This is a genomic window from Streptomyces sp. H27-H1 (assembly GCF_026627445.1).
Taxonomy (GTDB): Bacteria; Actinomycetota; Actinomycetes; order Streptomycetales; family Streptomycetaceae; genus Streptomyces.
Map to the genome: position 1 here is coordinate 38,979 of NZ_JAPNLJ010000026.1, position 19,966 is coordinate 58,944.

General features: G+C 71.9%; 16 protein-coding genes. 9 read left to right on the plus strand and 7 right to left on the minus strand.

Translation table 11 applies throughout. The annotated features are described in order from the left end of the window. The first annotated feature begins 44 nt into the window (after nt 1–44). Both OTB20_RS25755 and OTB20_RS25760 read left to right on the plus strand, forming a co-directional pair. Nucleotides 45–938, plus strand: coding sequence for an STM4011 family radical SAM protein (locus tag OTB20_RS25755; RefSeq protein ID WP_267820910.1), 894 nt, complete (start codon nt 45–47; stop codon nt 936–938). A gap of 351 nt (nt 939–1,289) precedes the next feature. Continuing rightward, nucleotides 1,290–2,720, plus strand: a complete 1,431-nt coding sequence (locus OTB20_RS25760; protein ID WP_267820912.1) for an APC family permease — start codon at nt 1,290–1,292, stop codon at nt 2,718–2,720. Between the two features lie 79 nt (nt 2,721–2,799). Here OTB20_RS25760 and OTB20_RS25765 read toward each other — a convergent pair whose 3' ends face one another. Further along, entirely contained in the window at nt 2,800–3,831 is a 1,032-nt protein-coding gene (locus OTB20_RS25765) for a zinc-dependent alcohol dehydrogenase family protein (RefSeq protein WP_267820914.1), read from the minus strand. A gap of 116 nt (nt 3,832–3,947) precedes the next feature. Here OTB20_RS25765 and OTB20_RS25770 point away from each other — a divergent pair, with 116 nt between their 5' ends. Together OTB20_RS25770 and OTB20_RS25775 are read left to right on the plus strand one after the other, a co-directional pair. After that, complete coding sequence (locus tag OTB20_RS25770) at nt 3,948–4,850, plus strand: helix-turn-helix domain-containing protein (protein ID WP_267820916.1); 903 nt, start codon at nt 3,948–3,950, stop codon at nt 4,848–4,850. A 315-nt stretch (nt 4,851–5,165) separates the two neighbouring features. Continuing rightward, on the plus strand, nt 5,166–5,702 hold the full coding sequence (locus tag OTB20_RS25775) for a rhodanese-like domain-containing protein (protein ID WP_267820919.1): 537 nt from the start codon (nt 5,166–5,168) through the stop codon (nt 5,700–5,702). A 100-nt stretch (nt 5,703–5,802) separates the two neighbouring features. Here OTB20_RS25775 and OTB20_RS25780 read toward each other — a convergent pair whose 3' ends face one another. Further along, on the minus strand, nt 5,803–7,620 hold the full coding sequence (locus tag OTB20_RS25780; RefSeq protein WP_267820921.1) for a glycoside hydrolase family 15 protein: 1,818 nt from the start codon (nt 7,618–7,620) through the stop codon (nt 5,803–5,805). A gap of 76 nt (nt 7,621–7,696) precedes the next feature. Next, entirely contained in the window at nt 7,697–8,269 is a 573-nt protein-coding gene (locus OTB20_RS25785; RefSeq protein WP_267820923.1) for a DoxX family protein, read from the minus strand. Between the two features lie 121 nt (nt 8,270–8,390). Between OTB20_RS25785 and OTB20_RS25790 the strand changes: the two genes are divergently transcribed. Both OTB20_RS25790 and OTB20_RS25795 read left to right on the plus strand, forming a co-directional pair. Next, on the plus strand, nt 8,391–8,855 hold the full coding sequence (locus tag OTB20_RS25790; RefSeq protein WP_267820925.1) for a MarR family winged helix-turn-helix transcriptional regulator: 465 nt from the start codon (nt 8,391–8,393) through the stop codon (nt 8,853–8,855). Continuing rightward, complete coding sequence (locus tag OTB20_RS25795; protein ID WP_267820927.1) at nt 8,855–9,151, plus strand: YkvA family protein; 297 nt, start codon at nt 8,855–8,857, stop codon at nt 9,149–9,151. Before OTB20_RS25790 ends, OTB20_RS25795 begins: the two co-directional genes overlap by 1 nt. Nucleotides 9,152–9,232: 81 nt before the next feature. Here the strand turns inward: OTB20_RS25795 and OTB20_RS25800 are convergent, their stop codons facing one another. From OTB20_RS25800 to OTB20_RS25810, 3 genes are all read right to left on the minus strand, one after another. Next, the gene (locus tag OTB20_RS25800) at nt 9,233–9,859 is read right to left on the minus strand and encodes an alpha-ketoglutarate-dependent dioxygenase AlkB (protein WP_267820928.1); all 627 of its coding nucleotides are present in this window, start codon (nt 9,857–9,859) and stop codon (nt 9,233–9,235) included. A 171-nt stretch (nt 9,860–10,030) separates the two neighbouring features. Next, nucleotides 10,031–13,006 carry a carbohydrate binding domain-containing protein gene (locus OTB20_RS25805; RefSeq protein WP_267820931.1) on the minus strand — a complete coding sequence of 992 codons (2,976 nt, stop codon included), beginning with the start codon at nt 13,004–13,006 and terminating at the stop codon, nt 10,031–10,033. Nucleotides 13,007–13,445: 439 nt separating this feature from the next. Further along, the gene (locus OTB20_RS25810) at nt 13,446–13,832 is read right to left on the minus strand and encodes an RNA-binding S4 domain-containing protein (protein ID WP_267758346.1); all 387 of its coding nucleotides are present in this window, start codon (nt 13,830–13,832) and stop codon (nt 13,446–13,448) included. A 139-nt stretch (nt 13,833–13,971) separates the two neighbouring features. Between OTB20_RS25810 and OTB20_RS25815 the strand changes: the two genes are divergently transcribed. From OTB20_RS25815 to OTB20_RS25825, 3 genes are all read left to right on the plus strand, one after another. Then, a complete protein-coding gene (locus OTB20_RS25815) occupies nt 13,972–14,367 on the plus strand; it encodes a TOBE domain-containing protein (protein ID WP_267820934.1) in 396 nt (131 codons plus the stop codon). Nucleotides 14,368–14,513: 146 nt separating this feature from the next. Next, nucleotides 14,514–15,332: a molybdate ABC transporter substrate-binding protein gene (gene modA, locus OTB20_RS25820; RefSeq protein WP_267820936.1), complete on the plus strand. Its 819-nt coding sequence runs from the start codon at nt 14,514–14,516 to the stop codon at nt 15,330–15,332. A 131-nt stretch (nt 15,333–15,463) separates the two neighbouring features. Next, on the plus strand, nt 15,464–17,437 hold the full coding sequence (locus OTB20_RS25825; RefSeq protein ID WP_267820938.1) for an ABC transporter permease: 1,974 nt from the start codon (nt 15,464–15,466) through the stop codon (nt 17,435–17,437). Between the two features lie 104 nt (nt 17,438–17,541). Here the strand turns inward: OTB20_RS25825 and OTB20_RS25830 are convergent, their stop codons facing one another. After that, nucleotides 17,542–19,932 carry an excinuclease ABC subunit UvrA gene (locus tag OTB20_RS25830; RefSeq protein ID WP_267820939.1) on the minus strand — a complete coding sequence of 797 codons (2,391 nt, stop codon included), beginning with the start codon at nt 19,930–19,932 and terminating at the stop codon, nt 17,542–17,544. Between the last annotated feature and the right edge of the window lie 34 nt (nt 19,933–19,966).

A 19,966-nucleotide genomic window follows, 5' to 3' on the forward strand; every position in this document is an offset into this window, starting at 1 on the left:
GGCCCGGGGCGGGGGCGGGGGCAGGGCCGCAGCCGCAGGCCCCGATGGATCTGACCGTGCTCTACCGGGGCCCCCTGTCCTCGTGCGACTACGACTGTCCCTACTGCCCGTTCGCCAAGCGGCGGGACAGCCGGGAGCTGCTGACGGCCGACCGGGCCGCCCTGGAACGCTTCGCCGCCTGGGCGGCCGGGAACACCGGCGACCGGCTGTCCGTCCTGTTCACCCCGTGGGGCGAGGGCCTGGTCCGCTCCTGGTACCGGCGCGCGCTGGTGGAGCTGTCGCACCTGCCGCACGTGCGCCGGGTCGCGATCCAGACCAACCTGAGCGGCCGTACCGGCTGGACCGCCGAGGCCGACCGGGACACGCTCGCGCTCTGGTGCACGTACCACCCGGGGCAGACCCCGTACGACCGCTTCCTGGGCAAGTGCCGGGAGCTGGCCGCCGCCGGGGTGCGGTTCAGCGTGGGCGTGGTCGGCCTGCCCGAACACCTCGCGGAGGCCCGCCGGCTGCGTGCCGCGCTGCCGCCCGAGGTGTACCTGTGGGTCAACGCGGCGGAGGGCCACGCGTACACCGATCCGGAGGCGGCCGACTGGACCGGCCTGGACCCGCTCTTCCCGTTCAGCCGGCACCCGCACCGCTCGGCGGGCCTGCCGTGCCGCACGGGCGCTTCGGTGATCTCCGTGGACGGGGCCGGCACGGTCCGCCGCTGCCATTTCGTCAAGGCGGAGCTGGGCAACCTCTACGACGGCTCCTACCGGGCCGCACTACGCCCGCGCGGCTGCCCCCTGGCGGTCTGCGACTGCCACATCGGCTACGTCCATCTGGAGACGCTCCCGCTCTACGACGTCTTCGCGGGCGGGGTCCTCGAGCGCGTCCCGGCGAGCGTCCCGGGCGGCTTCCCCACGGCCGTCCCCCTGGGACGGCCGGTCCGCAGGTGAGCCAAAAGCGGTGAGCCGGGACCACGGCGGACGGTCGGGTGGGCGGCTGGGAGAGCGGACAGGCGGGCGGCCGGGTCTGTGGGCGGGCAAAGCGTAAGGAAATTTACCGGCGGTCACCTGCGGTTCTCGCACATGGCGATCGCGCAGTGTTCACACGGAGTTAACGACGCAAACGGTGGTCGGCGCGGCTCCAGACGATGGAATCCGCAGGTGAACAGCTCTTGACCTGCGGATCTCGCAGGGATTCCATTCGGCCCGGGAGCCACCGAACCAGATTTGCTCACCACCGCCTCGGAGGCGATACCGCTCCCGCGCTCACTCACCGCATCTGCCGATCGGAACACCGCACCGATGACTGACACGATCAGCGCCCCTCAGGCCCTGTCCCCCGCCACCGGGCCTGTGCCCCAGAAGCTCAAGCGTTCCATCGGCGTTGTCGGTGGAACCCTGCTGACCCTCTCGTGCGTGACACCGGCCTCGACCCTCTTCGTCGTGGTCCCCGACCTGTTCTCCAGCCTCGGCACCTGGACCGCGTTCACCATCGCGATCGGCTCCCTGCTCTGCATCGGTGTCGCGTTCTGCTACTCGGAGCTGGGCACCCTCATCCCCAGCGCCGGCGGCGAGTACGCGATGGTGTCCACCATGTCCGGCCGGCTCGCGGGCTGGCTGGTGTTCGTCCTGTCCCTGCTGGTCGTGATGATCGTGCCGCCCGTGATCGCCATGGGCACCGCCGACTACCTCGCCCCCGTCATCGATGTACCGGCCCCGGCCGCCGGTGCCGGGGTGATGCTGCTCGCGACCCTCGCCGGTCTCCTCGACCTGCGGGCCAACGCCTGGATCACCGGCGTCTTCCTCGTCCTGGAGGTCATGGCGGCCGGGCTCGTCGCCGTACTCGGCTTCGCCCACAGCGAGCGGGGCGCGGACGCCCTCGTCCACGGCTCCGTGGCGGCGGAGGCCGGCGGTACGTCCACCGTCACCGCGATGATGGTCGTCTCCGGGCTCGCCGTCGCACTGTTCATCACCCAGGGGTTCTCGACCGCCGTCTACCTCTCGGAGGAGCTGGAGAACCCGCGCCGCAACGTCCCGCGGACCGTGCTGGCCACCCTCGCCATCTCCACCGCCGTCATCCTGCTCCCCGTCATCGCCATCACCATGGGTGCCCCCGACCTGGCGGCCCTGACCTCCGGCGATCTCGGCGCCATGGTGACCGCCTGGTCCAACTCGGCCGTCGGCACCTTCGTCAGCCTCTGCGTGGCCCTCGCCATCGTCAACGCGGGCATCGTCATGGTCATCCAGAACTCCCGGGTGCTGTTCGCCTCCGCCCGGGACAAGGCCTGGCCCGGGCCGGTCAACTCCGCGCTCTCGCGGCTCGGCCGGTTCGGCTCCCCGTGGGTGGCCACCCTGCTCGTCGGCATCCCCGGCGCGGCGATGTGCTTCGTCAATCTGGACACCCTCTACGGGGTCACCGGGGTCTCCGTGACCGGCATGTACCTGCTGGTCGCGGTGGCCTCGCTGTTCAGCCGCCGCGGGGCGCACCGTGACACGGCCGCCTGGCGGATGCCGCTGTGGCCGGCCGTCCCGGTCGTGCTGATCCTGGTGTTCGCGTACATCCTGATCCAGCAGGAGACCCAGTACCTGCTGTGGACCGGCGGGATCACCGCCGTCGCCACCCTGTACTGGGCGCTGTACCTGCGCCCCCGCAAGGACACCCGCTGGCTGGTCACCATCCCGGTGGACGAGGACGAGGACGACGCGTCTCCGGCCGCGGCTCCCGCCCTGTAGCACCGCCGGGGAGCGCGAGCGGGGGCCACGGGTTCGAACCCGTGGCCCCCGCTCCCGCGCGCTCCCGCCGCGTGCGGGGTCAGTCCCCCACGCGGATCACCACCTTGCCGAAGGGTGCGTCCTCGGCGTAGCCGCGGTAGGCCTCGTGGGCTTCCTCGAAGGGGAGCACCCGGTCCAGCACCGGCCGCAGTCCGTGCGCCGCGATCGCCGTGTTCATCGACTCGAACTGCGTCCGGCTGCCGGCGAACACGCGCCGGATGGTCGCGAGGCTCGACGCGTACGCCTCGTGCGAGATCTCGATCCCGGACTTCGCCGCACTGGCAGTGATCAGCAGGGCGATCTGCCCGTACAGCGAACTGGCCCGCACCGACTCCTCGATGGTGTCGGGCCCGCCCGTCTCCACCACCAGGTCGGCGCCGCCACCGGTCAGCTCCCTTACGGTGGAGCCCCATTGGGGTGTCCGTACGTAGTTCACCACCGCGTCGGCTCCCAGCGCCCTCAGCCGCTCCTCCTTCTCCTCGCCCGATGTCGTGGAGACGACCCGGCAGCCCAGTAGTTTCGCGAACTGCACCGCGAAGAGCGCGACCGGACCGGTGCCGAGGGTGAGCACGCTCCGGCCCGCCGGTGGCGCTCCGCCCTCCCCACCGGTCAGCGCGTTCCAGGCGGTGACCGCCGCGCACGGCAGGGTCGCCGCTTCCTCCCAGGTCAAGTGGTCCGGGACGCGGACCGCCCACTGCTCGTCGAGTACGGCGTACTCCGCGAGCATGCCGTCGAAGGTGCAGCCGGGCTGGGCGACCAGCTCGGGGGTGATCCTTCCGTCGCGCCAGTGCGGGAAGTAGGCGCAGGAGACGCGGTCGCCGATCGCGAACCGGGTCACCGCCTCCCCCACGGCGACCACCTCGCCCGCGCCGTCGCTCAGCGGGATCACGCCGGGCGCGGCGGACAGCGGGTAGCGCTCGTGCAGGATCAGCAGGTCCCGCCTGTTCAGAGAAGCGGCCCGGACGCGGACCACGATCCCGGTCGGCCCGGCCGGGGCCGGGCGCGGCCCGCCGCCGTCCCGCAGGACGATGCCCTCGATCTTGCCGAACGTCTCCAGGTGGTACGCGCGCATCTTCGCCTCCGGTGGGTCCCGTGTCCGATGACGCCGATGCTCCGGGGCCGGGACACGCGCGGCAATTCCCTCCGGGGAATGGCGGACTCCGCCGGGTCGGCCGTTAGAAAGGGGGCATGGCCACCACCGCTGCCGCATCCCCCTCTTCCGCCGAACCGCCCCCGTTCGCCCGCGAGATGCGCCGGCGGCGGTCGCTTCGGCGGATGAGCCAGCTTGAGCTGGCCAACCTCGCCGGGACCACGCAGCGCCACCTCAGCTTCATCGAGAGCGGCCGGTCGATGCCGGGCCGGGCGATGGTGGTCCGGCTGGCCGAATCCCTGGGGCTGACCCTCCGGGAACGCAACTCCCTGCTGCTCAGCGCTGGTTACGCGCCCGTCTACGCGGAGTCGGCGCGGGACGCGACGAGCATCGGGCCCGCCATGGAGGCGCTGCGCTCCATCCTGACCGGCCACCTCCCCTACCCGGCGGTCGTGGCCGGGCCCCGCGGTGAACTCGTCCTGGCGAACGCCGCGTTCGGCGTGCTCACGCAGGGCGCGGCCGCGCGCCTGCTGGAGCCGCCCGTGAACGTATTGCGGCTCGCCCTGCATCCGGAGGGCATGGGCCCACGGGTGGTGAACCTGGCGGCGTGGGGCCGGCACATCACCGAGAGCCTGCGGGCACGGGCCGCGGCCCACCCCGACCCCGGACTCGACCCGCTGATCGAGGAGCTGACCGGCTACCTGCCGGCCCCCACCCCGGCGGCGGCCTCGTCTGCGACGCCGGTCTCCGCCTCGACCCCTGGCCCCGCTCCCACTCCCGCTCCCGCTCCCGACGAGCACCTGGGCTTCGCGGTACCGCTGCGACTGCGCACTCCCGAGGGGGAGCTGCGGCTGCTGACCACGCTGACCTCCTTCGCCACCGCCGTGGACGTGACCCTCGCCGAGCTGCACCTCGAGGCGTTCCTGCCCGCCGACGAGGCGACCGCCGAGCTGCTGCGACGCCGCGAGGAGGCCCGGACGGCGACCGGCCCCCGCCGCTGAGGGCCACCGCGCCGTCCCGAATGGTGGAACGGATGTCTTGCCCTCGGTCGCCATTCGTCTATGCTCCGCGCCATGGCCGTCACCCAGCGCCTCCTGTCGCGCTCCTGTTGTCCCCGCTGACGCCCGCCTGCGCCGAAACCCTCCCGCACCCGGCGCCGCATCGCCCCGGTGCACGCCGCTGCCCCGCCGTAGCCCCCGTATCCCCGCATGCCGCCGCGCCGCCTTCCCGTACCGCCCGTAGCCCGCTTGGCGCCGTGCAGCCGCCCCCCACCCCGCCCCGGCGGCCCCCCACCCCTTCGAAGGAGCCCGTCCGTCATGAGCAGCAGCCCCGCCCTCCTCGACGTCCACCAGGCCCACTCCCGACATGCCGAGTTCGCGATCATCGACGTCCGCACGGCGGGCGAGTACGCCTCCGGCCATCTCCCCGGCGCCCTGAACGTTCCGCTCGACCGGATCGCCCGCTCCCTGACCGAGCTGCGCCGGGCCGCCGAGGAGAAGCCGCTCCTCCTGGTCTGCGCCTCGGGCGCCCGCTCGGAGAACGCGGCCCGCACCCTCGCCCGGCACGACATCGAGGCCACCAGCCTGACCTGCGGCACCAGCTCCTGGTCGGCCCAGGGGCACCCGCTCGACTACCCCGCCCAGGGCCCCCGGCGGGTCTGGGCCATGGAGCGGCAGGTCCGGCTGACCGCCGGTGCGCTCGTCCTCCTCGGCCTGCTCCTCGGGCTGCTGGTGCACCCGGCGTTCGAGCTGCTCAGTGCCGCCATCGCGGCCGGGCTGGTCTTCTCCGCCCTCACCGACACCTGTGGAATGGCCGTGGTCCTCGGCCGGCTGCCGTTCAACCGTCGCCGGTAACTTCCCCCGATATCCGGCGTCCTCTTCCACGCGACCGCGATCTGGGACGATTTCGTCCAACATTCGGACTCTGCGCGGTCGGCCGCCGGTCCGGCGCCCCTCACCCCAGGACGACCACCGGACTCCGACCGCCCAGGGTGAGTGCCGTGTTCACCAGGCCGACGTGGCTGAACGCCTGCGGGAAGTTGCCTAGTTGGCGGCCGGAGACGGGGTCGCACTCCTCGGCGAGCAGTCCCACGTCGTTGCGGACGGACAGCAGCCGCTCGAAGAGCTCCCGCGCTTCCTTCTCCCGTCCGGTCAGGTACAGGGCGTCGGTCAGCCAGAACGAGCAGGCGAGGAAGGCTCCTTCGTCGCCGGGCAGGCCGTCCACCGACAGCCCCTCGGTGCTGTAGCGGCGGACCAGACCGCTGCGGCCCAGTTCCTCGCGGACCGCGTCGACCGTGCCGATGACGCGGGGGTCGTCGGGCGGCAGGAAGCCGACGCGCGGGATGAGGAGGGTGGCGGCGTCCAGCTCGCGGGAGCCGTAGTACTGGGTGAAGGTGCGCCGCTCCGGGTCGTAGCCCTTCTCGCAGACGTCCCGGTGCACCTCGTCCCGCATGGTGCGCCAGCGCTCCACGTCGCCCGGCAGCGAGGGGTTGAGCTCCATGGTGCGCACGGCCCGGTCGGCGGCGACCCACGCCATCACCTTGGAGTGCGTGAAGTGCCGGCGCGGGCCGCGCACCTCCCACAGCCCCTCGTCGGGGCGGTGCCAGTTCTGCTCCAGGAAGTCGAGGAGTGCGAGCTGGATCTTCCAGGAGTGCCACTCGGCGGGGAGCCCGGCGGAGCGGGCCAGGTACAGGGAGTCGAGGACCTCGCCGTACACGTCGAGCTGGAGCTGGTCGACGGCCGCGTTGCCGACCCGCACCGGCGCGGAGGACGCGTACCCCTTCAGCCAGGGCAGCTCGCACTCCGGGATGCGCCGCTCGCCGCCGATTCCGTACATGATCTGCAGGTCGGCCGGGTCGCCCGCGACGGCCCGGAGCAGCCAGGCCCGCCAGGCGCGGGCCTCGTCGAGGTAGCCGGTGGCCACCAGGGAGCCGAGGGTGAGGGTGGAGTCGCGGAGCCAGCAGTAACGGTAGTCCCAGTTGCGGACGCCGCCGATCTCCTCGGGCAGGGAGGTGGTCGCGGCGGCGGCGATTCCGCCGGTCGGGGCGTAGGTGAGTGCCTTGAGGGTGATCAGGGAACGGATCACCTCGTCCCGGTAGGGGCCTTCGTACCGGCACTGGGCGCTCCACTGCCGCCAGTCCACGAGGCTCTGTTCCAGGGCGGCGTACGGGTCCAGGGGCTCGGGGCGCGGTTCGTGCGAGGGGTGCCAGGTGAGGACGAGGGCCACGCGCTCGCCGGGGCCGACGGTGAACTCGGAGCGGGTGCTCAGGTCTTCGCCCCAGGTGGGCACGGGCGGTTCGCTGCGCAGCCACACGGAGTCGGGGCCGGCGACGGCGACGCGGTCGCTGTCTCGGTCGCCGTCGCAGCGGCGGACCCAGGGGACGACGTGCCCGTAGTCGAAGCGCAGGCGCAGGGTGCTGTTCACGGTCGAATCGCCGGTGAGCCCCTCGACGATCCGCATCAGGTCGGGGGCGGTGTCGCGCTGCGGCATGAAGTCGATGACCTTGAACGAGGCGCCGTCCTCGGTCTCCCAGACGGATTCCAGGACGAGCGTGCCGTCGACGTAGGAACGGCGGGCGCAGCGGGCCGAATCGGGGGCCCCGGCCGGGGCGACGCGCCAGTGGCCGTTCTCCTCGTCGCCGAGGAGGGCGGCGAAGCAAGCGGCCGAATCGAAGCGCGGCAGGCACAGCCAGTCGATGGACCCGTCACGGCCGACCAGTCCGCTGGTCATCAGGTCGCCGATGAGTGCGTAGTCTTCGATGGGTTGTGTCATTTAGACCCCTTTCCCTCGAATGCGCGGGCCCAATCGGCCCGTACGGGTCCGCGCGCTGAGCCGCCCCCGGGACGGCTCAGTTCCGTACGAGGAGCAGCACGGCGGCGCTCACCACGCCGAGGCCGACCGCGAGGGCGCCGTGGGCGAGGCGGTGGCCCCGCAGGACGGGCAGGAAGCGGTCGGCGGCGTACCGGCCGGGGCCGGTGAGCGCGAGGGCGGCGGCGCCGGCGGTGAGCAGGAGCTCGTACTCGATGCCCTTCGGGGCGAAGAAGGAGCCGGCGCCGTGCACGGCGATCGCGTTGATCATCGTGCCGACGAGGGCCGCCCCGGCGAGCGGGGTGAGCAGTCCGAGGACGAGGCCGAGTCCGCCGAGGGTTTCGGTCAGGCCCGCGAGGACGGCCATGGCGTCGCCCGCCGGGTATCCGCTGGCGGTGAAGAACTGCCCGGTGCCGTCGAGGCCACCGCCGCCGAACCAGCCGAAGAGCTTCTGGGTGCCGTGGCCGGCCATCGTCAGGCCGAGGACGACGCGCAGGAGCAGCAGGCCGGCGTCGTGGGCGGGGGTGGACGGTGCGGCGGAGAGCGCCGCGAGGGGCGCGGCCGGTGCGTCGCCGGTGCGCGGCTTCGGCGTGGTGACGGAGGGGCTGTTCATGGGGGGGTCCTTCCGGTCGGGTGGCCCGAGGAGTGGGTTGTTCAAATTCGAACCACTCCCCGGACTCTAGCCCCGCATCCGCCGCTGATTCAAATTGGAACGGCGCGTGTAGCCTGGACGCATGGCTGAAACGAAATGGCTGGACGACCGCGAAATGCGCGCCTGGCAGGGGTTCCTGGCCGCTTCCGCCCTGGTCAACCGCCGCCTCGATCAGCAGCTCAAGGACGACTCCGGACTTTCCCACCCGCAGTACGAGATCCTCGTCCGACTCGCCCGGGCGCCGGACGGCGAGCTGCGCATGACGGAGCTCGCCAACGGGCTGATCAACTCCAAGAGCGGCCTGACCTACCAGGTCACCCAGATGGAGAAGGCGGGCCTCGTCCGCCGCCGCACCTGCCCTTCCGACGTCCGCGGGATCTACGCCGTCCTCACCGAGGCCGGCCGCGCCAGGCTGGCGGAGGCCGCGCCGGGGCACGTGACCACGGTCCGGGAGGTCCTGGTGGACGTACTCACCCCGGAGCAGCTCGACGTGCTCGCGGACGGGCTCGGCGAGGTCGGCCGCCGGCTCCGCGCGCGGGGCGCCTGATGGACACGACGAGCATCTGGCTCGTCGTGGCGGCGGTGATCGCGGCGGGCCTGGCGGTCACCGCGGCCGTGCTCCTCGTACGGATCTTCGCGGCCCGCCGGCTCCTGCGCGACGCGGGCATCCCGCTGCGCGACAAGGCCCTGTTCTGGGCGGCCGTGGTGTACACCGTGTCACCGGTAGACCTGATCCCGGACCCGGTCTACCTGGACGACATCGGCATCCTGCTCCTGGCCCTGCGCTCGCTCCACGCGGCGGCCTCGACGGCCCGCCCGCCCAAGGAACCCGACACGGCATAGACAGGCCGGAACTCGGCGGCCGGCCGCCGTTCACCGGACCTGCCGGCTCACCACGCTCGCCGGCTCACCGCACCCATCGACTCACCGCACCCCGCGCGTGCGGAACTGGACGCTGATGCGGGGGCCCACCGGGCGGGCCGTTTTGGGGATGGCGTGCTCCATCGTGCGCTGGCAGGAGCCGCCCATCACCACGAGGTCGCCGTGGCCCAAGGGGAGGCGGAGCAGGGTGGGGCCGCCGTCGCGGGGGCGCAGGACCAGGTCGCGGGGGTCGCCCACCGAGAGGATCGCGACCATCGTGTCCTCGGTGGCGGAGCGGCCGGTGCGGTCGCCGTGCCAGGCGACGCTGTCGCGGCCGTCGCGATAGAGGCAGAGGCCGGCCGTGGTGAAGGGCTCGCCCAGCTCGGGGGCGTAGTGGCGGCTCAGCAGGTCGCGGGCCCCGGCGAGGGCGGGGTGCGGCAGCGGGTCGGCCTCACCGTAGAAGGCCAGCAGGCGCGGGACCGCCACCTCCCGCTCGTACATCCGCCGACGCTCGGCGTGCCACGGGACGTCCGCCGCGAGCCGTTCGAACAGCCCGTCGGCGCCCGTCAGCCAGGAGGGCAGGTGGTCCACCCAGGCACCGGCGCCCAGTTCCGTGCGCCGCGCGCCCGCCGGCGGGTCGAACCGGATCTCGTCGCCCTGGTCGAAGAGCGAGCCTTGGAGTGCGTGCATGGGTCCAGCGTAACGCGCCATTCGAACACCTGCACGAATCGACGCGTCCCGCTCGCTCCCGCTGACGAAACGGCCCCGGACGGCGCGAGGGGCCTGGCAGGACGCGGCATGACACCGCGGCCCTGCCCGGCCCCGACGGGATCGGCCTCCCGCTCCGAGCGGGCCGGTCCGCTACTTCAGGTAGGGCCCGGCGGCGCCCACCTTGCCGGGGGCGGCGTTGCTGCCGCCCAGGTCCAGCACGTAGACCCGCATGTTGCCCTTTCCGGGGGCCGGGACGGGCAGTTGGCCGTTGGTGACGGTCTTCACCTCGCCGGTGACCGCGTCCTTGTACATGCCGTTGGGTATGCCCGCGTACGTGGCGGCGCCGGTGACGGCCACCAGGGCGAAGCTGTCCACTCCAGTGGCGGTGTCGGTGTATCGGCGCTTGAAGGCCATGCCCCCCGAGACCCCCTCGGTGGAGTACTGGCCCATCTGCAGCGCGGGCACGGCGCGACGGATCTCGTTCAGCCGCTGGAGGTGCTTGACCAGAGGCGAGTCGAGGGTGGCCGCGACGGGGCCGGTGGCGGTGGCGGCCTTGGAGAAGTCGGAAGCGGTTACGGATCCCGCGATCTTGTCCCCGTAGTAGGCGCGGCCGGTGCCGGCAAGCGGGCAGGTCGGGCCGCAGTCGATCTGCTTGCCGGCCTGGAACTCGATCTCGGAGCCGTAGTACAGGGTCGGAATGCCGCGGAAGGTCCACATCAGGGCCATGTTCTCGGCCCAGGCGTCGGTGCCGCCCGCGTAGCGGGTGGAGGACTTGCCGGGGCCGAAGTCGTGGCTGTCGACGTAGACGACGTTGTAGGTGGCGTCGTTGTAGCTGTCGTCGGAGTCCTTGCCGTTCTGGAAGGCGTTGTTCGCGTCCCCGAAGTTCATGTGCATGCGCATGTCGATCACGTTCATGCCGGAGAACCTGCTGCGGTCCGGGGCGTGGTAGAGGTTGCCGTTGAGGAAGGCGTTGGTGCTGGTCGGCTGCTTGGCCGGATCGTTGTCGGTCGTGTACTGCTGGACCGCGGCGGTCGCGTCGTCCGCGCTGTACGTCGCGGACTCCTTCCAGGTGTAGTACTGGGCGGACTGGTTGGCCGAGCCGCGGTTCCACTTGTCGTTGACGAAGGAGCCGACCTCGCCGAAGACGTAGAAGTCGTCGGCCTTCTGGGCACCGAACTGCTGGGCCACGCGCTGCTGAATGGCGGGCAGGAAGCGCCGGTTCCAGGTGACGCGGGGGATGTGTACGGCCGTGTCGACGCGGAAGCCGTCGACGCCCATGTCGATGTACTTGTTGTAGGCGCCGATGAGGTAGTTCTGAACGGCCGGGTTCTCGGTGTTGAAGTCCGCGAGGTCCTCGTGGATCCAGCAGGAACGGGCCTCCTCGCCCTCCCAGTTGCCGATCCAGCACTGATGGAACAGGGCCTTGGGGAACATGCCCGAGGTCGGGTTCGGCCATTGGCAGTTGTAGATCGTGTAGCCCTCGGCGCTCTTGTACTGGGTGGCCGCGCCCCAGTTGACGCAGGTGTTGCCCGCCGGCTCGGCGGTCGACCACATGTCGCCGTTGTAGTAGGACTTTCCGCTCTTGGGGTCGACGGTGAGGCCGTCGTACTCGAATCCGGCCTGCTTCTCGTCGTAGTACCAGGACCACTGCACGTCGCGTACGCCGTAGACGGTGGGGGTGAACAGGCCCTTGGCTCCCCAGCGGGAGCTGTGGTTGTACACCACGTCCTGATAGATCTTGACGCCCTTGGCGTGGGCGGCGTTGATGAGGTCCTGGTAGGAGGCTCCCGCCGATTCCAGGCGGGGGTCGACCTTGTAGAAGTCGTAGCCGTGGTAGCCGTGGTAGTCGTAGTCGGAGCGGTTCAGTACGACCGGGGTGATCCAGATCGCGGAGAAGCCGAGGGCTTTGACGTAGTCCAGCTTCTCGACGAGGCCCTTGAAGTCCCCCCGGAACATGGGGTCGTTGTTGGCGGCGTTCCCGGACTTCACGTCCTGGCCGCCGCCCCGGTTGTTGGCGCTGTCCCCGTCGTTGAAGCGGGCCGTGAGGACGAAGTAGATCGGGTCCTTGCGCGGGTCGCCGCCCAGCGGCGCGGATCCGGCCGGGGCCGGGGGCCGGGTGCCCGTGGTCGCGAGGGCCGCGGCGGAGGCGGCGGAGAGGTTCCCTGCGGCGTCCACCGCCTTGACCGTGTAGGTGTAGGCGGTGCGCTCCTCCAGCGCGGATTCGGTGAGGACCGTGGAGGTGACGGAGGTGACGACCGTGCCCTTGGCGCCGCCCGAGCGGGTGACCTGGTAGCCGGTCACTCCCCGGTCGTCCGTGGCGGCGTCCCAGGTCACGACGGTGGACACGTCGGTGGCGGAGGCGCGCAGGCCGGCGGGCACGGTGGGGGCGGTGGTGTCGGGGACGACGGCGGCGCACGGGTCGGCGGCGTTCGCGGTGACCTTGGTGTCCTTCACCGTGCTCAGGCCGCTGCCCAGCGCGTAGTTCCTGCCGTTGTTGTTGTCCCAGGTGCCATTGCCGTTGTTGAAGGTGGCGGCAAGCCCGGCGGCCGAGCCGAGCGCGACCGTCTTCTTCACCCAGCCCGTACAGGCCGGGTCCATGCCGGCGCCGGGGGCGGTGGTCCAGGCGCCGCCGGTCGGGGCCCAGTGCAGGTTGACGGTCGGCCAGCCGACCGTCGTCGTCGAGTAGTAGACGGTGGCGCTCGCACCGGTTCCCGTGCCGGTGCCCGGGTCCGTGGCGCAGGGATCGCTGTGCGCCACGACCCCGTCCTTGACGGTGACGACCCCGGTGCCCAGGGCGTAGTTCTTGCCCCCGTTGTTGTCCCAGGTGCCCTGGCCGGTGTTGAAGGTCGCCTGGAGGCCGGCGGCGGAGCCGAGGCTGACGGTCTTCTTCACCCAGTCGGTACAGGCGGCTTCCATCCCGGTGCCGGGCGCGGTCGTCCAGCTACCGCCGTCGGGCGCCCAATGCAGGTTGTACGCAGCCCAGTTGCGGGTCTTCGTGTAGTAGAAGACCGTCGCCGTGTTGTCCCCGGCCGCCGTCGCGGCGGCGGGGGCCGCCCCGTCGAGGGAGGCTCCGGCGGCCGGCAGCGCCGCCGACAGACATCCTGCGACGGCCAGACTCAGGGCCACGGTCCGCCCTCTGCGACGTGATCTCGTACCTGATCTCAAGGTCTACTCCTCGAAGCGGGGCCCAACAGCCCTCCGGCCCCACGGCATTGAAAATTTGCCGCAAGGTTTTGCGGGGAGGTTATCGACGCGTCACCAGTACGTGAACCCCTCGTGAACCGGAAATCTCGCCACCGGCCGCGCCCGAGTGGCCCGAAAGGACCCTTTGGGGGCAGAACTGCCGCAATCGCTTGCTGAAAATTTCTGGCGATGGATGCGGGGCGGCCCGGCACGACGGCGGACCCGTACCACAGCGGCGCACGGGCGAATCGACAAGTCGACACCGATGACCGCGTGCCCGCGCGGGCATCCGGCGCGAAGAACCCGACGCCCGGCATTCAGGACCAGGCGTCGGGGGAGGCGGAGCGTCCGGGGCCCGCCCGGACGGGGCCAGGCGGGGCGGCTACCGGCCGCGCAGGGTTTCGATCTCCCGGCGTTCGCGCTTCGTCGGGCGGCCCGCGCCACGGTCGCGGGTACCGACCACCGCCGCCTCCACCGCGGTCGGCGGCGGCGGGCTGTTGTCGGTCAGGCATTCCGCGGCGGCCGGGGCGCCGACCCGCTTGGACACCGGACGCCGGACCACGACGATGCGCTCCCGCCCCGCGTGGAAGAGGCGCACCTCGTCCCCGGCCCGCACCGACTGCGCCGGCTTCGCGCGCTCCCCGTTGACCCGCACGTGTCCCGCCCGGCACGCCGTGGCGGCGATCGCCCGCGTCTTCGTCAGCCGGACCGACCAGATCCACACGTCGACCCGCGCCGACCCCGTACCCGCGGTTCCCTCTTCAGCCATGCCCCGACTTTAGCGAGCCGAACTGTGCCAGTAGAAGCGGAATGACTTTTGGCGGTTACGACAACCATGGCGGCGTCTACCATGTAGATCAACCCAATGGAATTGCAAATGCGGCGCACGTGCCCCTACCTTGTCGCACATGCAGACCTACACCATCGGTCAGGCAGCGCGCCTTCTGGGCGTCAGCCCGGATACCGCACGCCGCTGGGCCGACGCCGGCCGTGTCGCGACCCATCGCGACGAGGGCGGTCGCCGTCTGATCGACGGCCGCGCCCTGGCCGCCTTCTCCGTCGAAGTGGCGCAAGGCGCCCACACCGAGGACGGCGAGACCTCCACCTCGGCACGCAACGCCTTCCCCGGCATCGTCACCGCCGTGAAACTCGGCGAGGTGTCCGCGCAGGTCGAGATCCAGGCCGGTCCCCACCGCCTGGTCTCCCTGCTCACCCGGGAGGCCGTCGACGAGCTCGGGCTGAAGGTCGGCATGCGGGCCACCGCCCGCGTGAAGTCCACCAGCGTGCACATCGACCGCGCCTGACCCCGCCCCCCCGCTCGCCAGTACCGCTCCCCCAGTACCGCTCTCAGTACGACGCGCCCCACCCGCTCCGCCCGTCCCCGGCGCGGGTCACCACCGCGCGACCCGGCGCCAGGCCGGCCGCCGACCCGACCCAGGAGCACCAGCTCATGTCCCCGATCCCGCCCCTGAACCGCCGTACGGCCGCGCTCGCCCTCTGCGCCGCCCTACTCGTGCCGGCGCTCGCCGCCTGCGGCAGCGGTGACGACACGAAGGACGCGGCCGCCGCCACCCCGAGCGCCTCCGCGTCCGCCGAGCCCAAGGCCGCGAACCTGACGGTGCTCGCCGCGTCCTCCCTCACCGACGTCTTCAAGGCCGCCGGCCCCGCGTACGAGAAGACGCACCCGGGCACCGAGATCACCTTCTCCTTCGCCGGTTCGCAGGAGCTCGCGGCCCAGGTCAAGCAGGGCGCCCCGGCCGACGCGCTGGTCACCGCCGACACCAAGACGATGGACGGTCTCAAGGCCGAGACCAACGACCCGGCGATCATCGCCAAGAACCGCCTGGTCATCGCGACGGGCAAGGGCAACCCGTTCAAGGTCGCCGGCCTCAAGGGCCTCGCCGACACCAAGATCAAGGTCGTGCTGGCCGCGCCCGGGGTCCCCGTGGGCCGCTACAGCAAACAGATCCTCGACGCCCAGAAGATCGAGGTGAAGCCGGTCTCCCAGGAGCCCAACGTCCGCGCCGTACTGAGCAAGGTCGAGCTGGGCGAGGCCGACGCCGGTCTCGTCTACAAGACGGACACCCTCAAGTCCGGTGACAAGGTCGCCGTCGTGGAGATCCCGGACGCCGAGAACGCCGTGGCCTCCTACCCCGCCGCCTCGCTCAAGGGCTCCAAGAACGCCGAGGCCGCAGCCGCGTTCGTCGCCTGGCTGAGCACCCCTGAGGCGCAGAAGATCCTCCAGGACGCCGGCTTCCAGAAGGCGTAACCGCCTGCCGGGTCCGGCGAACGCGGAGGGGCCGCCCGGTCCGGGGGGACGGGCGGTCCCTCTGCGTTCGCCGCTCGCGCATTACGCTTCACACGCCCCAGGCGTCCCGACATCCCCGGCCAGGAACCCACATGAGCAGACTTCGTACCCGCCGCACCCGGCCCCCCGTGGCCCTGGCGCTCCCCGCGCTGCTCGCCGTGGCGTTCCTGCTGATGCCGCTCGTCGGCATCCTCAGCCGCACCCGCTGGCGCGACGTCGGCTCACACCTCACCAGCCCGGAAGTCCTCGAGGCCCTCCGGCTCTCGCTGGTGGTGTCCCTGTGGGCGCTCGGCCTCTCGCTCGTCCTCGGGGTGCCGCTCGCCTGGCTGCTGGCCCGCGTCGAGTTCAAGGGCAAGGCGCTCGTCCGCTCGCTGGTCCTGCTCCCCATGGTGCTGCCGCCCACGGTGGGCGGGGTGGCCCTGCTGCTCGGTTTCGGCCGGCGCGGGCTGCTCGGTCCCTGGCTGGAGGGCACTTTCGGCATCACGCTGCCCTTCCACACCTCCGGCGCGGTCGTCGCGGCCACCTTCGTGGCGATGCCCTTCCTCGTGATCAGCCTGGAGGGCGCGCTCGGCGGCCTCAAGCCGAGCTACGAGGAGACCGCCGCCTCGCTGGGTTCCACGCCGCTGCGCGTCTTCTTCACCGTGACCCTGCCGATGGTGGCACCGGGCCTGATCGCCGGAGCCGCGCTGACCTGGGCCCGGGCGCTCGGCGAGTTCGGCGCGACCATCACCTTCGCGGGCAACCTCCCGGGCACCACCCAGACCCTGCCGCTCCAGGTCTACCTGCTGCTCCAGGACCAGCCCGAAGCGGCCACTTCCGTGTCCCTGCTGCTGCTCGCGATCGCCATGGCCGTACTCGTCGCCCTGCGCGGGAGGTGGACGGGAACCCCCGCCGCCCGCAAGGACGCCGGTGCGGCGCCGGTCTCCGAGGACTCCACCGGCCCGGCTCCCCTGGGCCCCGTACCGCCCGGGGCTCCGCTGTCGCCCGCGGACACGGCGGAACCCCCGGCCGGGGCCCCGGCCGACGGCGGGCGCTGGCCGCTGCACGCCACTGTCTCCGGTTTCAACGAGCTCGTCCTCGACGCGGAACCGGGCACCACGATCGCCGTCGTCGGTGAGAACGGCGCCGGCAAGACCACCCTGCTGCGCGCCCTGCTCGGCCTGACGCCCCGCGCCCACGCCGAGCTCCGCCTGGGCGACACCGATGTGACCGGGCTGCCCCCGCACCGGCGGCAGGTCGCCTGGGTCCCCCAGGACGGGGCGCTGTTCCCGCACCTGAGCGCGCTCGCCAACACCGCCTACGGGCTGCGCGCCCGCCGTGTCCCCCGCGCCGCGGCCCGGGCCGAGGCCCAGGCGTGGCTGGACCGGCTCGGGGTCGGGCACCTCGCCCACCGCAAGCCCGCCCAGCTCTCCGGCGGTCAGGCCCAGCGGGTGGCGCTGGCCCGGGCGCTGGCCGCACGGCCCCGGCTGCTGCTGCTCGACGAGCCGCTCGCCGCCCTGGACCAGACGACCCGCGCCCATGTCCGGCACACCTTGCGCACGCACCTGGCCGGCTTCGGCGGGGTCTGCCTCATCGTCACGCACGATCCCGTGGAGGCGGTGTCCCTGGCCGACCGGGTCCTCGTACTCTCCGACGGGCGGACCCTGCAGGACGCTCCGCCCGCCGAGGTGACCCGGCATCCGCGGTCCCCGTGGGTGGCGCGGATGCTGGGGCGCAACGCCTGGCCCGGTACGGCCTCGGCCGACGGGCTGGAACTCGCCGCCGGGGGCCGCCTGGTGGTGGCCGAGGCGCTGCCCGAGGGGACGCGGGCGCTCGCGATCATCGCCCCCGAGGCGGTGTCCGTGCACCGGGACCGGCCGGGCGGCAGCCCTCGTAACGTATGGCCCGGCACCGTACGGGAGATCACCGCGGTCGGCAGCAGGCTGCGCGTGCTGGTCGGCTCGGACCGGGCACCCGACCTGGTCGCGGAGATCACCCCGCAGGCCGCCGCCGAGCTGGGTCTCGTGGACGGCGCCGCGGTGTGGACCAGCGTGAAGGCGACCGAGGTCACGCTCGTACGGCTGTAGACCGTCTCTTGTCTCCGGATCGGGCCGGCCGGGCCCGCTGCCGGCGCGCGGGGCGGGTTCCCGGCCCGGGTGGGTGGGAACCCGCCCCGCAGGGGGCCGGCCGGTCAGGCGCCGACGTAGGCCGCCAGGTGCTCGCCGGTGAGGGTGGCGCGGCCTTCGACGAGAGCGGCCGGGGTGCCCTCGAAGACGATCCGGCCGCCGTCGTGCCCGGCGCCCGGGCCGAGGTCGATGATCCAGTCGGCGTGCGCCATGACCGCCTGGTGGTGTTCGACCACGATCACCGATTTGCCGGAGTCGACGAGGCGGTCGAGCAGGCCGAGCAACTGCTCCACGTCGGCGAGGTGCAGGCCGGCGGTCGGCTCGTCGAGTACGTAGACCCCGCCCTTGTCCGACATGTGCGTGGCCAGCTTGAGCCGTTGCCTCTCGCCGCCGGAGAGCGTGGTCAGGGGCTGGCCGAGGCTGAGGTAGCCCAGACCGACATCCGCCAGCCGCTCCAGGATGCGGTGAGCGGCCGGGGTGCGTGCCTCGCCGTCGGCGAAGAACTCCACGGCCTCCGTCACCGGCATCGCGAGGACCTGGCTGATGTCGCGGCCCCCGAGGTGGTGCTCCAGGACCGAGGCGTGGAAGCGCTTGCCCTCGCACTCCTCGCACGTGGTGGAGACCCCGGCCATCATCGCCAGGTCGGTGTAGATGACCCCCGCGCCGTTGCAACCGGGGCAGGCGCCCTCGGAGTTGGCGCTGAACAGGGCCGGCTTCACCCCGTTGGCCTTGGCGAAGGCCTTGCGGATCGGGTCGAGCAGTCCGGTGTACGTCGCGGGGTTGCTCCGCCTGGAACCGCGGATGGCGCCCTGGTCCACCGAGACCACGCCCTCGCTCGCGGGGATCGAGCCGTGTACGAGCGAGCTCTTGCCGGAGCCGGCGACGCCGGTGACCACGACGAGGACCCCGAGCGGTACGTCCACGTCGATACCCCGCAGGTTGTGCGTCTCGGCGCCGCGGATCTCCAGTTTTCCGCTGGGCTCGCGCACCGTGTCCTTGAGGCTCGCGCGGTCGCCGAAGTGCCGGCCCGTGATGGTGCCGCCCGCCTTCAGGCCCTCCACGGTGCCCTCGTAGCAAATGGTGCCGCCCCCCTGGCCCGCGGCGGGGCCGAGGTCGACGACGTGGTCGGCGATCGCGATCGTCTCCGGCTTGTGCTCCACGACGAGCACCGTGTTGCCCTTGTCGCGCAGCCGCAGCAGGAGGCGGTTCATCTGCTGGATGTCGTGGGGGTGCAGGCCGACGGTGGGCTCGTCGAAGACGTAGGTGACGTCGGTGAGCGAGGAGCCGAGGTGGCGGATCATCTTGACGCGCTGGGCCTCGCCGCCCGACAGGGTGCCCGAGGGCCGGTCCAGCGAGAGGTAGCCGAGCCCGATCTCCACGAACGAGTCGAGGGTCTGGCGGAGCGTCGCCAGGAGCGGGGCGACCGAGGGCTCGTCGAGGTCGCGGACCCATTTCGCCAGGTCGCTGATCTGCATGGTGCAGGCGTCGGCGATGCTGATCTTCTTGATCTTCGAGGACCGGGCCCCCTCGCTGAGCCGGGTGCCCTCGCAGTCGGGACAGACGGTGAAGGTCACGGCGCGCTTCACGAAAGCCCGGATGTGCGGCTGCAGCGCGTCGACGTCCTTCGAGAGCATCGACTTCTGGATCTTCGGGATGATGCCTTCGTACGTCAGGTTGATCCCGTCGACCTTGATCTTGGTCGGCTCCTTGTGGAGCAGGTCGCTCAACTCGCGCTTGGTGTACTTGCGGATCGGCTTGTCGGGATCGAAGAAGCCGCAGCCGGTGAAGATGCGGCCGTACCAGCCCTCCATCGTGTAGCCGGGGATGGTGAGGGCGCCCTCGTTGAGCGATTTGGTGTCGTCGTACAGGGCGGTGAGGTCGATGTCGTTGACCGAGCCCCGGCCCTCGCAGCGCGGGCACATGCCGCCGGTGATGCTGAAGCTGCGCCGTTCCTTGACCGTCTGCCCACCGCGCTCCACGGTGACCGCGCCGGCCCCGCTGATCGAGGCGACATTGAAGGAGAAGGCCTTGGGCGAGCCGATGTGCGGCTTGCCGAGCCGGCTGAAGAGGATGCGCAGCATCGCGTTGGCGTCGGTGGCGGTGCCCACCGTGGAGCGGGGGTCGGAGCCCATCCGCTGCTGATCGACGGTGATCACGGTGGTCAGGCCGTCGAGGACGTCCACCTCGGGCCGTGCCAGGGTCGGCATGAAGCCCTGTACGAACGCGCTGTAGGTCTCATTGATGAGCCGCTGCGACTCGGCGGCGATCGTGTCGAACACCAGTGAGCTCTTGCCCGACCCGGACACGCCGGTGAAGACCGTGAGCCGGCGCTTGGGGATCTCGACGCTGACGTCCTTGAGGTTGTTCACCCGCGCGCCGTGTACGCGGATCAGGTCGTGGACGTCGGCTGCGTGCGGCTCGGGGGGCTGCGCGCCCGACCTCGTGACCTTGCTCATCGTGTCTCCATACTGTTGGGCCGACGCCGCTCTG